Raw genomic sequence first — 13944 nt, 5'->3', positions numbered from 1 at the left:
CAGAGATGTACCTTCAGAGGCCTGAACTGCTCTGGCTCGTTCCTTTGGTTCTCGCAGCAGGGATTCTCTACACAAAGCGCACACAGCGGAGGCTTCTGGTTCTCACCAGATCCCTGGTGGTGTGTCTGATCGTAATCGCGCTGGCGAACCCGTACACAGTAACAACGCACACAAAGGACGTGAGCAGGCCGAGGATACTGATACTCTCGGATCAGACAGTATCCATGGAGATCTTCGACATGAATGTCGCGGAGCGTTTGAGCGAGAGGATCCCGGACTCGCAGCTCAGGTACTTCTCAGGCGAGAGCACGCCTCTTGGAGACAGGATCATACAGTACATGCCACAGGCTGATTCGATTCTGCTTGTGAGTGATGGTTACAGCAACAGCGGGCGCCCGCTACGGGATGCCCTGCTCCTCGCCAGAAGCTCGAACGTCTCGGTCTTCGCGATAGAGATGAACACTCAAGAGAAGGAGGCGGGCGTCGAGATATCCGGAAGCAACATTGCGGTTCTGGATGGCGACTATCCATTCAAGATAATTGTCAGGAAATCCGGCAGCGTCAGCGGCGATGCTGTGGTATACGCGGACGACCTGGAGATATTCAGGGGCTCTCTGGAGAGCATAAACGACTCCTTAAGGATGTCACACCGGTTCCGCAGCACAGGGACGCACCTTCTGAGAGCTGAGATACACCCGGACGAGGACCACTTCGAGAGGAACAACATGTACACAAAAGCCGTCTACGTCGTGCCGAAGCCGAGAGTTCTCCTCCTGGGCAGACCCTCTCCTCTGATGGATGTGCTCAGGGATCTTGTCGATCTGAGCACTGCTGACTCCCTTCCGCAGTCACTGAGCGGTTACAAGGCGGTCATCCTGGACAACATCAAGTACGACCCGGATCTCGACCGTCTGAGGAGCTACGTTGCAAGCGGCGGCGGACTGGTTGTCATAGGAGGCCCGGATGCATATGAGCTGGGCGGCTATCACGGCACAGAGCTTGAGAGAGCTCTCCCCGTCATCTCATCCCCGAGCATCTTCGAGGGCGGGAAGGTTCTGATCATGGTCATAGACATCTCCGGAAGCACCATGGCGCCGATGAGGATCGGGGAGAGCACGACATATCTCGATTACGAGAAGTCACTCGCGATAGAGCTACTGAGATCTCCGGAGCTCAGGGATGCCAGGGTCGGTATTGTGGTCTTCGGCACGAAGCCCTACGTGGTATCGCAGCCGGTGCCGATCAGGAACAGGGGCGTCATAGAGGAGAGCATAAAGAGCCTCCAGACGCCGCTCGGTAAGGACGAGACGAACCTGGATGAGGGGCTCCGCCTGGCATGGAAGATCATCAACGAGAGCAGGGCCGAGGCTGATCTTGTGATCATCTCAGATGGCAGAATAGAGCCTGACAAGGTAAAGGGCGATCAGGTATTCCTCAACTCTGTGGATATTATGAGGAAGATGAACGCGACTGTAACCCTGATACAGGTCCAGAGCTATGCGGGGTCTGCAGGCAGGTTCCAGGAGATGGCCTCGCTCACGGGCGCCACGTTCCGTCCCGCAGTGTATCCGAGCTCTCTCACGGTGAGAACTCCTGAGATTGAAGGGGAGCATGAGGTCGCGGAGAACGTCTCCGGATACACGCTTGTGGTGACGGACCAGAACCACTACATAACAGAGGAGATTGAGATCAATGCTACGATCAGCGGCTTCAACGACGTCACCCCGAAGCCAGGCGCCCAGAGGCTCGTGGCGCTGACAGATGGAAAGCCGATAGTTACAGCGATGCGCTACGGCCTCGGAAGGAGCGTCTCCCTGGCCACAGACGATGGCAATGCCTGGGCGCAGTCGCTTTATGCTGCGGAGAATTCAATGCTCATATCCTCCATTGTGAACTGGGCTGTTGGAGATCCCAGGCCGGAGAAGGAGCGGGTTGAGGCTGGAGACGGATGGGCCGGGAGCCCTCTGGAGATATACGTCTCAAGCGAGAGCCCGCCGGAGATCGGGGAGGGGGCGAGGATCGAGAGCACCGCTCCTGGCAGGTACACAGCGACTATCGTCCCGGAGTCTGAGGGTGTGTATTACATTAACGACTACGGGATCGCTGTGAACTACCCGCTGGAGTACAGGAATTTCGGATTCAATCCTGAGCTGAGAGGTATGATAGAGGCAGCGGGTGGAAAGATCTTCACAGAGGAGGAGGCTGGAAGAAGCATAGTGGAGGAGGCGAGAAAGGCGAGCGAGCGTCTCGTCCAGGAGAGGCTGAGCATCAGCTGGCAGCTTCTTCTGGCTGCGCTGGTCCTGTTCCTCTTTGAGGTCACGATCAGGCGCCTGAGGGAGATAAGGGGCTGAGGTTCTTCATGCTGAAGATGTGCATCCGTGATGCTTCGCTCATTCAGCAAGCCTGCTGGCGTGCGAGTGAACTGACACTGCTCAGAGCTGCATCGATTTTTGAGGCTGGACGCGGGGCAGAGAAGCGCAGCCTCATCTCCTCTCCCTTTCAAGCTCGCGCCTCAGAATCTCTATGATCTCCAGCAGCTCCTCCCTTCGTGTGGCGCATATGTGGCGACCCGCGATCTCCTCAAGCCTCAGTATAGCCTCCTCGATCCCTGACATCAGATCACCCCTGCAGAACTGTTCCGGTTTTGATGAACATGCCTGGAATATGTGTCTGTTATGCTGCAGGTGGCCGCCAGTCCTTCCAGGAGATTGCCAGTCATGCGTGACCTTCTCTCCGGCATGAAGACCGGAGTTTGCGCTCTGCTGCTCTCCATCAACAGATCGATGTGACTCTTTTTGGAGAGGCGTCTCCAAAAAGAGTCGGCTCATCTCCGCGAATTATCGGAAAGCTTGATTGAGCCGGATTTTCGGTACCGTTGAAGCTTCCCTTTTCGCCATTCTCAATATTCCGCTAATTAGCCTGGATGAGCCAAAGAGTCATTCACTCACGCGAGAGATGCCTCGATGAGCCTCTGCTTGACGAAGTCCCTGTCCAGGCTCGCGAGGAACCAGCCGGCCTTCGGCCCCTGACGCTCACCGAGAAACGCGAGGTACACTGCCTGGAAGAACTTCTTTGGATCGAGGCTGAGCTCGTTTGCCACTGCATATATCTCGTCGTGGATCTCCTGCGCGCTCTTTCCATCGATCCGCTCAGCTAGCAATCCAAGACCCCTGCGCTCCTCCTGGGTGATGTTTCTGACCGCCTGGGGGAGGGTCTCCTTGACCTCGAACTTCACAAACGGCGGCGCGTACCTCTCCAGCCAAATCCTCACGTTCCTGGCGCGCGCGAGTATCTCATCCCTGCGCGATGTCTCGTAGCCGCTCCTCTCCAGAACCTTGAGAAGCAGATCTTCGTCATCACGTGCAATTTGTACCGCAGTAACCATGTGCCTGAACGGTATGTTGAACGGCTCGCTGTGTCCTATTGAGGATAGCTCCAGCGCCCTCGCATCGCCCCTCCTCTGATCGTACTCATCCACAAGTGTGAGGAGCGGAAGTCCAGGATCGAACTCTATGTGCTTCTCCGGCTTCGTCCTGATTATGAGGTAGCGCAGAACCTCTGGCGGCACGACATCGAGCATCTCCTGGACAGTCACAACAAGCCCTGTGGAGCTGTGCATCGCGCCCTTTCCCTTGAGATGGATCCACTCGTAGACTATTGGATACGGGGCAGGGTAGCTGTAAACATCCTCGCTGATCCTCTTGCCGGTGTCATAAGATCCTCCGGCGGTCGCATGATCCTTTCCAAAGGGCTCGACCGTCACCTTGAAGATGTGCCAGCGTGCAGGCCAGTCGACCCTCCAGACGAGCTTGCCACCCCCACGCATGCTCACGCTCCCGGATGATCCACACTCGCAGACGTAATCCACCTTCTCCGCATCAGGATCGAACCCTGTCACCCTTGTTGTGTTCATGCGGCCGCAGTCCCTGCAGATTGGATCGAAAGGACTCCAGGTCGGCGCAACATCCCTGCCGGAGATCTCCTTAAGTATCCTTGCGATCTCATCCCTCTTTTTCAGAGCGATCTTTATGGCATCCAGATAAACGCCCTCTTTGTAGAGCTGATCCGCCCTGTAGACCTCAGGCTTTATATCCAGAATATCCATCGATCTGAGGAACGGCTGCAGGAAGTGCTCTGCGTAGCTGCTGCAGCACCCCTCCGGGCATGGGATCTCAGATAAAGGCTTGCCCACATGCTCCCTGAAGCTCTCGTCCAGAAATGGGTAGAGCCTCCGCAGGCGATCATATGTATCAGCTATGTAAATCAGCCTCGCCTCAACGCCCCTGTCTACAAGAGCTCTGTAAACAGCATCAGCTGTCATGACCTCGCGCAGGTTTCCTATATGCACAGGCCCTGATGGCGTTATGCCTGTGGCCAGTGTGTGCGGGCCACCGTCCTTGAGCCTCTCTGCAATCACATCTGCCCAGTGGATGATCATAAGCCGAGATCGATGCAGAGCGGGATATTAAGCTTCCGGCCATGGCGAAAAGGAGCTCAGAATGCGCCCACCAGGATGGCTGGACGAAAACATGCCTGAGCACAACTATATCTTTCGTCACGTTCTGTCTCTTCATGACCGCCAGCAAACCTCTGGACAGCTGCCCGATGTGCCGCATTGCGATCCTGACCAGAAGGCACAGCTCCCATTGCAGCCAGTGGCTGGCATAGTCCCAAGACGACCTCAGTTTCCTTCTGCCTGAGTGATGGTAAGCGCCACCATCTGGTAATACAATATTGCAGTGCGCATCTTAACATTGTTACTGGAAAAGCTATATATCGCAATTCAAGTTATTTTCATGCCTTTGATAATACCAAGTCAGATCAATAAGGTGATTGTGTTGAAGATGCACATGATAGATCCAGATAATGTATCTATTGATAACATGATAGAGCGTGGCAGTGAGTTTCACGGCCATCTGGGGCCGTTTCTTGTTCTTGGCATAAGGATGGGGCTCGCTGCTCTCAGGGAGCTCGGCTCTCATGGTCACAGGGATATCAGCGCTCTCGTGCGGTCAGGTAGCAGACCCCCTGTATCGTGTATGGCGGATGGCATTCAGATATCCACCGGATGCACACTCGGGAAGGGAAACATATCTGTCGTCCAGGATGGCATGCCTGAGGCTACATTTTACTCAAACGGCAGAAGTGTGAGCTTCAGGGTCAGGAGAGGCATTGTTGAGAGGATTTCAGAGCTGTCGCATGATGAGCTGGAGGATTTCTCCTGGGAGCTGTCCAGAATGCCGCTGGACTCGATCATCGAGAGGCTCTGAGGTGGTCCATGCTGATCCGGCTCGAGAACGTGCACACATTCTACGATGGCGAGAGGAACTCCACCCTGAAGGGAATCACGCTCTCCATCAGCAGGGGAGAGATGGTATGCGTCATGGGACCCAACGGCGCCGGCAAGACCACGCTCCTCGAGACGATAAATGGAATACTCCCATCGACCGGCAGGGTCGAGGTATTCGGAAGGGACGCCCGGAGGCACGGCCCTGAGATCAGAAAGGATATAGGCTACATGCTTCAGGCCAAAACGTTTCCCGAGGACACACCGTATCTAGTGAGAGATGTCGTTGTGATGGGGAGGTTCGGGAAGATCGGCATCCTGCGAAGGCCGGGGAGGGAGGATTGGCAGATAGCGCATGAGGCTGCAAAATTCATGGATATAGATCATCTCTGGGACCGGCCGATAGGAAAGCTCTCAGGAGGCCAGACGCAGAGGGTGCTTCTGGCCAGGCTGCTCGCGAAGAGGCCCAGGATACTGCTTTTGGATGAGCCCTACTCGAACCTGGACTGCAGAGCTGTGGAAGATGTATCGAAGAAGATATGCACTCTTCATACGAAGTATGGGCTGACGACTGTCATGGTCATACACGACACAGCTCACGTGTCCGATATCTGCGACAGGATACTGCTGCTGAAGGACGGGCGGCTCATCGGAGATGCGCATCCTGACGAGATGCTCTCCTCCAGGACGTTCAGAGATGCATTCGCTGAGGCTTAGATGATGCTGCCGCCGGGTATAGTGATGAACACGATCATCGGGGCTTCACTTGCTTCTGTCGTGTGCTCCATGATAGGCGTGTTCATTGTGCGAATGAACCTCTCATCGATGGGGTTCTGCATGTCGCACGCTGCTTTCGCAGGCGCCGCGCTCGGGCTGGCCGTATCCAGAGACCCATTCGCTCTGGCATTGGGTATGGCAATGGCCGTTGCCCTGATCCTTGGACCGGTTGCGGATAAGGCCAGGCTGCAGGCTGATGTCGTCCTGGGAATCATGTTCTCCCTCACGATGGCGCTGGCGCTTCTGTTTCTCAGCATCGTACCAGGGTCTGTGGTGAGCAGCACTGCTCTTTCAGTTCTCTGGGGGAGCGTCCTGGGAATAACAACCACCGATCTCATCAGGCTTCTTGTTCTGATGCTGGCGCTCCTGGTGGTGATATTCCTCTTTTACAAGGAGTTCTTCGCGATAATGCTCGACAGAAAGCTCGCCGAGGAGTCAGGCATCAACACGAAGCCATTCTACTACGCGATACTCTTTCTCTGCGGCGTCACTGTCTCGGTCTCGCTCAAGCTCATCGGCGGCCTGCTCATATTCGCTCTTATGGTGAATCCAGTGTCATCAGCGTACCAGTTCTCCCACGACATGAGATGGATCATGCTGATATCACCCCTCATAGGGCTTGCATCAAGCATCTCGGGAACAGCTGCGTCCCTGTATTTCGATATCCCTGTGGGCAGCTCGATCGCGATAATGAGCGTTGCGATATTTCTGGTATCTGTAGCCCTCTCTCCGAAGAGAAGGCGCGGGCAGAAGTGCTGATGTCCGGGCCATCGGATAACCTGTCGCATCTAAGCTCTCCTGAAAGAGAGCTTCCAGGACAGGCCGCACAGCCTCCTGAACACCCGGGAAGCGCATCACATGACGTCACCAGGGAGACCGTCTCCTTGATGAATTGCTTACACCTTCTTCCAGCGGATCGTATCTCCCTTTATCTTCACCACTCCATTTTTCTCAAGGATCTTTGCGAGATCCTCTGCCACACCATATGCATCGACATTGAAAATGCCGCTATCCATCTCCATGTAGACGCCACACATGTGCAAGAAGCTCTCCATGTCAACTTTGCCTGATGGCGGCATATCTGTCAGATTGTTCAGTATGGCGTTGATCGCCATGATCTGAATCGCCTCATTCTGAAACTCATCGAAGAAATCCTTGTCCGGATCCTCGCATGTGAAAACAGACCATTCATCTATGTAGAGATCATAGGCTTTCTCCAGACTCACATGTATATTCGTTCGCAGCATCGGGTGATCTGAATAATCGCTTGCTATAACCGGTATTGCAACGATTGGATCGTTCAGCTTATCTCCGGGATCTTCATCCATCTCCAGCTTGTTCAGCGAGAAAACCCACTCCACGAATTCTGCGGCAGCTCTGTTATCAATAAGGATGTCGTAATCCACCTCCTCATCGACCTCATCAGATATGCTGGCAGCTTCAGGCGAGGTTTCCTCGTGTGGTGTCTCTTCAGGAGAGGGCCCTGCAGGTGGTTCCTGAGCAGCCTCCTGAGACGATTCCCCTGAAGATGTCTCCTCTGTGGTCGCCTCTGCACGGATCCTCTCCATCATCAGTGCCTCTATCCTCTCGGCGATCTTGACCCACTTTGGAACCGCATACATCTGATACCTTCTGTAGAACTCCTCCGGGGCAGGCTTCTCAGCGAATGTCTTCCGTAGAGCATCCAGGTAGTGCTCGTACTTTTTTACTGTCCTCTCGTCCTTGATCTCGTTTTTCAGCTCGCTGAAGCGCCCCTGGAGTACTGGTCTGATCTTCAGATCTGCCACGATCGATGGCCGTATATCGACCCGGATCTTCATCTCCCTGAGACGGTCTGCAAGATCTTTTGCCGTCAGCTCGTCATATTCTCCCAGCTTGAACATAACAGCAGCAGCATCGTCACTCATGTTATAGTTTGCGATGCGTCCCAGTGTGCGCACAGAGGATTCTGCAGGAGGTCTCCTGATAAAGGGGTGAGCTTCTGAGCACCGGAATAGGACCAGATCTATATGCGGGACGCCGGACTGAAGCTGCAGAGTTCAGGCCGGAAGATCAGAGATGTCCTGCGCTCCTGTATGTTTGGCCGTGTACTCATATCCTGCGGCCATACAGCTGCTTGAATGGATGGGGGCGACAGTCTGTTGAGGACCGTCGATTCTATCATAGGCAGTTCAGTTCCTCTTCCGCTGCATCCTGCTCAAATGCAGATGTACGATCGCGAATCATCCTAAAGTGCAGAAACTCTGCTTCAGCGGAGATCATCTCTGCCGATGCTGAATTTATTTTAAGATATTTTCTGATATTTTTATAAACAATCTGATGATAAGATAATAATATTAAATCTGTAACAATCTTAGAAAAGATTTAAATCTTAATTAAGATGAATGAGTTTTGATTAAAAAGCAAGGAGGTATTATATGAAGATCGTAGCATACACGCTTATGCTTGCTCTGCTTGTGTTCCTGGGAGCGGCATATGCGGAAAATACTGCTGAGAATGTCACCGCAGAGAATGTCACAGCCGAGAACGTAACCGCAGAGAATGTAACAGCAGAGAATGTCACCGCAGAGGTTGCGGCACTCTACATCGCTGATGTCAACATCGAGGAGGCCTATGTGGAGATCGCCAACGATGGCGATGCAGCCCAGAGCCTGGAGAACTACACGCTCAAGATAGATGAGAACGAGCCGGTAACACTGGGTGCGATCGAGGTCCAGCCAGCCAGCTCTGTGAAGCTCTTCCTGGGCGCTGGCGAGAATACAGAGACAGAGATATACCTGAACACAACGATCGAGTTCGCTGAGGCCGGCAACGTCACCCTCATCGATCCAGAGGGCAACGAGGTCTCCACATTTGCGTATCCTGTGACTGAGTAAAACGGTGCAGGAATCTCTTTTATTTTTGGCTCCTCAACGAGCTGATCCTGTTTATTTGCATTTGCTCCCAAGAACGTCGTATAAGACTTGCAGGTTCCTGGTTTTATGAGGGTGAACAATGGGCTGTGTACTTGTATTGATGAGAACCAAAAGCCTCCTCCCGGATTACGCGTGAACGATGCGGCTGCGAGAATCCCGGTGTGAAACAGTTAAATACATGCTCAGGATAGCCTGCATAAGGGATTTTTTTGAGATGCGGAGATCTGCTGCTCTCATCAGCATATGCAGTGTACGAGAGAATGCTAAAGCGCCAGCTCGCCAGGGGCCCGAGAGTGGAGCACGTCGCGGTCATCCAGGATGGAAACAGAAGATATGCGAACAGGCACAACATGCCGGTATCGAATGGCCACAGGCTCGGCGCGAAGACCACAGAGAAGATATCAGACTGGTGCCTGGAGCTTGGAATAAAGCACCTGACTGTCTACGCGTTCTCGACTGAGAACTTCAGCAGGAGCGAGCCTGAGAAGAGGTACATCTTCAACCTGATCGCGGAGAAGCTCCTTGAACTGTGCAGCTCTGAGAAGATCCACAAAAACAGGGTTCGGGTCAGGGCCATCGGCAGGATCGACATGCTCCCTGAGTACCTGCAGAATGCCATACGAGAGGTTGAGGCCGCGACCGAGGGGTACAGCCAGATGTACCTAAACGTGGCGCTCGCATACGGAGGGCAGTACGAGCTGGTCGACGCAGCCAGGGCCATGGCAAGAGACCTGCGCAGTGGGACGATCAGGATAGACGATGTCGATGAGGATCTGGTGAGCAGATACCTCTATCCCATCGAAGAACCGCCAGTGCCGAAGGTCGATCTCATAATAAGAACTGGTGGCGAGCTCAGAACATCCAACTTCCTTCCCTGGCAGGCAAACGGAAGCGAGTGTGCCGCATACTTCTGTGCGCCGTACTGGCCGGAGTTCAGAAAGATAGACTTTCTCAGAGCAATCCGGACAGCACAGTCGTATGCCTCCAGATCAACAGGCTTATAACCAGGAAGGGATTCATGACTCACTCGTTGTCCCGATGGGGTAGTGGATATCCCGGAGGCCTGCGGAGATCCTCGCAGACAGCCTTCAACCCGGGTTCGAATCCCGGTCGGGACGTTCGAATTTTGGTGCTTCATCACTGTCCGATGCGGATCGGCTGTATGGCACTCCACAGCGATGATCTTCTCATGCGCTTCTGACTGGTTATCTGCAGCCCGCCTTTCAGTAAACGCAGGTTTGTGGCGAGCATACCTTCTCGGATAAGGATAAATCCAACCATCTCCTTCTGTCCTGCGGTGGTCTTATGTTTCCAGGACTTGGCGGACGGGGGATGAGCCCCAAGAAGATGAAGGGCATGCTGAAGAGCATGGGCATAAACATCGACGAGATCGAGGGCGTGGAGGAGGTCGTCATACGAACCTCGGACAGAGAGATAGTGATCAAGAACGCGTCTGTGGCAGTAATGGAGGCGCAGGGCAACAGAAGCTATCAGATATCCGGAGATGTCACAGAGATTCCCAGGGTCTCGCCCTCTGATATCGAGCTGGTTGTATCTCAGACAGGAGCAAGCCCTGAGGAGGCCAAAGCCGCGCTGGTGGAGTGCGGGGGAGACCTCGCTGAGGCGATAATAAAGCTGGGCGCAAGGACATCATGAAGGATGCAAAACGCAAGGCCCACTCCCCGTAATTTGGCGGGGCTCATCCAGCAGATTAATCGGGCTGGCAGAGAATGACGGAAATGGGCCTCTACATTCCGAAAATTAACCCAATCCAAATCTCCGATAATTCACAGAGACGAGCCAACTGCAGAATGAGGTAAAGTCGAATGCTGCTGGTTGGGTTCGCATCTCTGACGATTCGACTACCTGAGCCAGGCGTAAAATAGAGCTCAAACCTGAAGATCAGGGATCATAGATGACCGGTATGCCATGCGATGCAGCGATCTTCCCGACCGCATCCTTCAGTCTTAGATGCTTCATGGCGCTCCTGCTCGCCTCAACCAGGATAACAAGATCGTTATCGTGAAGTGCCCTGCCGATCTGTGAGGCCTTGTTTCCAAGCCTCGGATCCGGCCTTCTCACCAGAAGGATACGCGCATCGCCCATCACGAACACGCCATCCTCAGACATGTGACCGAGCTGGATAGTAACTCTGTCTGAATCCTGTGAGAGCTCGAAGGCTATAGGATAGTTCGCGAACTCATTGTGGTCGTATATTTTCCTGTCTCTCAAGGCAGATCTCAGCTCCTCCATGAGCCTCCTCGCCAGATCTGCCAGCTCAATCTGGGCCTTTCTCGAGAAGTCCCTGCATTTCGCTATTGATAGAAACGTCAGATGGTGCAGAGGCTGGCCTTTCTTGTGACAGTATGCATGCGTATCGATGACCTCGTAATCGTCCTCCAGCGGGAAGAAGCAGGGCGCGTAGTTATCGCAGTTTTTGCACTTGAGTTCTATCACCTTGGTCTTGTCGAGAAATGGCGCCAGACCTTCGAGTATCTCGAGCATATCGATGATCTGGGCGCTGGAGCTGTTTGTGCTCTGCAGTCCCTTGACCATGAACATGAGCTCATCAGCATCATGCACGGATTCCTTCGACTTCTGAACCGACTCGCTCATTCTAACCCCATGAGATCCGGAGCGAATTTAAATATATCTCATGCCCAGATAGAGAGGCTGCATTCTGATTCTTAACGTATACCGAATGGAGATTAAGAGAACAGAACATCACCGCCCACAGGAGGTCCCAGAACGACAAAGGCAGGTGCTAAAGCTATAGTGGAGGCGATGCTTTTCGCAGCGGGCCGTCCCCTCTCTGTGGAGGAGATATCAGGCCTCACAGGACTCGATGCCAGGGAGGTGCTTGATGCCGCAGAATCCCTTTCGAGGGAGTATGCATCACGCGGTGGAGGCATCGAGGTAAGAGCAGTCGGGGGCTCATTTGTGATGCAGGTGAGAGGGGATCTCTCTCAGGCAGTGGCGATGGTCGCACCAAGGGAGCTCGACTCCTCAGTGATACGCACGCTCGCTGTCATCGCATACAGGCAGCCGATAACGCAGAGCGATCTCGCGAGGATCCGCGGGAACAAGTGCTACGAGCACGTCAGGATCCTGGAGCGGATGGGCCTGATAAGCGCGAGCAAGAAGGGCAGAACCAGGGAGCTCAGGACGACCAGAGGGTTTGCGGAGTACTTCGGCCTGCAGTCTGCGAACCCTGAGTTCCTGAGGGAGATGATCTCCAGGAAGCGTGAGATGATCGGGGTCACCCCGATATACGAGAGCCTGGCCAGGCGGCTTGGGATCGATTACGTGGTGGTAAACCCGTACAGGCCTGACGAGAGTGATACTGCCAGGCTCAGGGAGATCCGGCTACTTGTGGCATCCCCGGGGTATGCGGAGAGGATAAGAGAGCACTACTCAGGGGAGCTCGTAGAAATTGGCACATCGACATTCTCAAAGCTGAAGGAGGGCGTGGAGAGGCTGATGCTCAAGCTGAAAGATGTGTCTGCTGGAGAAGCCCTGATCGGAGAGATCGACGCTGCATTAAGGGAGTACAGGGATCGGTCAAGGGGCCTGGGTCCTGTGAAACCGCTGACGCCGATCGCGAGGGAGATCGCCCTGGACATGCATCTGGAAATAGGAGAGGGCGTGACCGCAGCAGCCGATTACAAGGGAGCTGGAGCCGAGATAGTAATACCAACACATCAGGATAGCCATGTCGACATATTGGAGCGGATCAGACAGAGATACGATGCGATGCTCGAAGGGCTCAGGCAGCGGCGCAGGTGAAGATGCAGGTTTTGAGGCGGGCATGCCTTGGAGGTAAGCTCATCCTGTTGATGGCAACATACTGGAAGAGAAGACATACCGCCACAAAAGCTGGGCTCAGTTGAGTTCCCGATAAATGGCGGATGTTGGCCTCATAGGCACCATGGGTTATGGCACAGGACGCAAATAACCTTTGAGGGAGGGCCCACGCTGCACATTCACCCTCGCGATCCCGAGGCACTGCTCGCACAGAGCGAACGGGCGCCTCTCGATCTCTTCTCGACTCAGGGCTGGCTGCATGAGGCAGTGCCCGGTGCAGTGATCCAGCCCCAGGATGTGGCCGATCTCATGCAGTGCCACATTCATCCAGGCCGTTCCTGGCAAACCACATGTTGTGGTAACCGCGCATCGTCCGGCGGCACACCCGAATACCGGGCCTGTGCCTGGAAGGTGTATCTCGCCATCGACCACCCAGATTGATGGATGCGCTCCTGTTCTCCTCAAAAGCACGCTCAGGATGTCTGCGGCATCATTCCTTCCATGCATATGCTCCGGTGGATCTGAGAACTCCATGGACAGCCCAAGACCATGAAAGGAGCTCTCAAAGAGAGAGCTTAGCATCTTCCTGCTCAGATTATCCCCGCCGAAGAGGACTCTCACCATCATCTGAGTGACTTCCTCTCCGGCCTGAAGGCCGGAGCTTCCTGTCTCATTGATCTGTTTCATCCAGCATCTCCACAGGCTCTACCCCTCAGTCCGAGGGTGAGTATGTTCAATGCAGCGTTATGATCTCTGTCCAGCTTGAGCCCGCATCGCGGGCATTCGTGGACTCGATCCTCAAGCGTTTTCGGTACGATGATACCACAACCTGAGCAGCGCTGAGACGTGTACCTGGAATCGACCAGTTCAACAGACTTACCGGCCCTCGCAGCCTTGTAAGTTGTGTATTGAATCAATCGACCCCAGGAGTGATCTAAGATGTGTTTCGCGAGGTTGTGGTTCTTTACCATGCTTTTGATATTCAGGTTCTCAAATACTATGAGATCCGCTTTATCCACGAGCTTCTTCGAGACCTGATGCAGAAACTCGTCTCTGAGATTCCTGATCTTTCTGTGGATCCTGGCAACCTTGAGCTTCTGCTTGATCCAGTTCTTCGAGCCCTTGATCTTCCTGGAAAGTCTCCGTTGTGCCGCTGCTAGC

At 54.1% G+C, this 13944-nt stretch carries 14 protein-coding genes and 1 tRNA gene; 9 read left to right on the top strand and 6 right to left on the bottom strand.

Annotation, left to right across the window (positions count from 1 at the left end):
• Positions 1-5 precede the first annotated feature (5 nt).
• Positions 6-2351 (top strand): VWA domain-containing protein, encoded by a 2346-nt coding sequence (locus tag QFX31_RS05000; RefSeq protein WP_348531076.1) that lies wholly within the window; start codon positions 6-8, stop codon positions 2349-2351.
• 132 nt (positions 2352-2483) lie between these two features.
• Here the strand turns inward: QFX31_RS05000 and QFX31_RS04995 are convergent, their stop codons facing one another.
• Together QFX31_RS04995 and lysS are read right to left on the bottom strand one after the other, a co-directional pair.
• Positions 2484-2615, bottom strand: a complete 132-nt coding sequence (locus QFX31_RS04995) for a hypothetical protein (protein WP_348531026.1) — start codon at positions 2613-2615, stop codon at positions 2484-2486.
• A 329-nt stretch (positions 2616-2944) separates the two neighbouring features.
• Positions 2945-4438, bottom strand: coding sequence for a lysine--tRNA ligase (gene lysS, locus QFX31_RS04990; RefSeq protein WP_348531025.1), 1494 nt, complete (start codon positions 4436-4438; stop codon positions 2945-2947).
• A gap of 364 nt (positions 4439-4802) precedes the next feature.
• Here lysS and QFX31_RS04985 point away from each other — a divergent pair, with 364 nt between their 5' ends.
• From QFX31_RS04985 to QFX31_RS04975, 3 genes are read left to right on the top strand one after another with little or no spacing between them, the layout of a single operon-like run.
• A complete protein-coding gene (locus QFX31_RS04985) occupies positions 4803-5270 on the top strand; it encodes a formylmethanofuran dehydrogenase subunit E family protein (protein WP_348531024.1) in 468 nt (155 codons plus the stop codon).
• Positions 5271-5278: 8 nt separating this feature from the next.
• A complete protein-coding gene (locus QFX31_RS04980) occupies positions 5279-6004 on the top strand; it encodes an ABC transporter ATP-binding protein (RefSeq protein ID WP_348531023.1) in 726 nt (241 codons plus the stop codon).
• A complete protein-coding gene (locus QFX31_RS04975; protein ID WP_348531022.1) occupies positions 6005-6823 on the top strand; it encodes a metal ABC transporter permease in 819 nt (272 codons plus the stop codon).
• A gap of 137 nt (positions 6824-6960) precedes the next feature.
• Here the strand turns inward: QFX31_RS04975 and QFX31_RS04970 are convergent, their stop codons facing one another.
• The gene (locus QFX31_RS04970; protein ID WP_348531021.1) at positions 6961-7947 is read right to left on the bottom strand and encodes a hypothetical protein; all 987 of its coding nucleotides are present in this window, start codon (positions 7945-7947) and stop codon (positions 6961-6963) included.
• 534 nt (positions 7948-8481) lie between these two features.
• Between QFX31_RS04970 and QFX31_RS04965 the strand changes: the two genes are divergently transcribed.
• From QFX31_RS04965 to QFX31_RS04950, 4 genes are all read left to right on the top strand, one after another.
• Positions 8482-8940 carry a hypothetical protein gene (locus QFX31_RS04965; protein WP_348531020.1) on the top strand — a complete coding sequence of 153 codons (459 nt, stop codon included), beginning with the start codon at positions 8482-8484 and terminating at the stop codon, positions 8938-8940.
• A 248-nt stretch (positions 8941-9188) separates the two neighbouring features.
• Positions 9189-9983: a polyprenyl diphosphate synthase gene (gene uppS / locus QFX31_RS04960; RefSeq protein ID WP_348531019.1), complete on the top strand. Its 795-nt coding sequence runs from the start codon at positions 9189-9191 to the stop codon at positions 9981-9983.
• A gap of 28 nt (positions 9984-10011) precedes the next feature.
• Positions 10012-10097, top strand: a tRNA-Arg gene (locus QFX31_RS04955).
• 187 nt (positions 10098-10284) lie between these two features.
• A complete protein-coding gene (locus tag QFX31_RS04950; RefSeq protein WP_348531018.1) occupies positions 10285-10635 on the top strand; it encodes a nascent polypeptide-associated complex protein in 351 nt (116 codons plus the stop codon).
• A gap of 246 nt (positions 10636-10881) precedes the next feature.
• Here QFX31_RS04950 and QFX31_RS04945 read toward each other — a convergent pair whose 3' ends face one another.
• Positions 10882-11595 (bottom strand): hypothetical protein, encoded by a 714-nt coding sequence (locus tag QFX31_RS04945; RefSeq protein ID WP_348531017.1) that lies wholly within the window; start codon positions 11593-11595, stop codon positions 10882-10884.
• Positions 11596-11754: 159 nt separating this feature from the next.
• Here QFX31_RS04945 and scpB point away from each other — a divergent pair, with 159 nt between their 5' ends.
• On the top strand, positions 11755-12765 hold the full coding sequence (gene scpB, locus QFX31_RS04940) for an SMC-Scp complex subunit ScpB (protein WP_348531016.1): 1011 nt from the start codon (positions 11755-11757) through the stop codon (positions 12763-12765).
• Between the two features lie 147 nt (positions 12766-12912).
• On the opposite strand, the gene QFX31_RS04935 is transcribed toward scpB, so the two are convergent.
• The gene (locus QFX31_RS04935) at positions 12913-13470 is read right to left on the bottom strand and encodes a matrixin family metalloprotease (RefSeq protein ID WP_348531015.1); all 558 of its coding nucleotides are present in this window, start codon (positions 13468-13470) and stop codon (positions 12913-12915) included.
• Positions 13467-13944, bottom strand: a 478-nt coding sequence (locus QFX31_RS04930) for an RNA-guided endonuclease TnpB family protein (RefSeq protein WP_348531014.1), incomplete at its 5' end; no start/stop codon positions are given. The genes QFX31_RS04930 and QFX31_RS04935, both read right to left, overlap by 4 nt.

It is taken from the genome of Methanothrix sp., assembly GCF_030055635.1.
Taxonomy (GTDB): Archaea; Halobacteriota; Methanosarcinia; order Methanotrichales; family Methanotrichaceae; genus Methanothrix_B.
This window is presented reverse-complemented; position numbering and strand designations above follow the sequence as displayed.

Bases quoted from the DNA above. Each gene is read 5' to 3' on its own strand.
- QFX31_RS05000 (WP_348531076.1), top strand. From the start codon at position 6: ATGTACCTTCAGAGGCCTGAACTGCTCTGGCTCGTTCCTTTGGTTCTC.
- QFX31_RS04995 (WP_348531026.1), bottom strand. From the start codon at position 2,615: ATGTCAGGGATCGAGGAGGCTATACTGAGGCTTGAGGAGATCGCGGGT.
- lysS (WP_348531025.1), bottom strand. From the start codon at position 4,438: ATGATCATCCACTGGGCAGATGTGATTGCAGAGAGGCTCAAGGACGGT.
- QFX31_RS04980 (WP_348531023.1), top strand. From the start codon at position 5,279: ATGCTGATCCGGCTCGAGAACGTGCACACATTCTACGATGGCGAGAGG.
- QFX31_RS04975 (WP_348531022.1), top strand. From the start codon at position 6,005: ATGATGCTGCCGCCGGGTATAGTGATGAACACGATCATCGGGGCTTCA.
- QFX31_RS04970 (WP_348531021.1), bottom strand. From the start codon at position 7,947: ATGTTCAAGCTGGGAGAATATGACGAGCTGACGGCAAAAGATCTTGCA.
- QFX31_RS04965 (WP_348531020.1), top strand. From the start codon at position 8,482: ATGAAGATCGTAGCATACACGCTTATGCTTGCTCTGCTTGTGTTCCTG.
- QFX31_RS04950 (WP_348531018.1), top strand. From the start codon at position 10,285: ATGTTTCCAGGACTTGGCGGACGGGGGATGAGCCCCAAGAAGATGAAG.
- QFX31_RS04945 (WP_348531017.1), bottom strand. From the start codon at position 11,595: ATGAGCGAGTCGGTTCAGAAGTCGAAGGAATCCGTGCATGATGCTGAT.
- QFX31_RS04935 (WP_348531015.1), bottom strand. From the start codon at position 13,470: ATGAAACAGATCAATGAGACAGGAAGCTCCGGCCTTCAGGCCGGAGAG.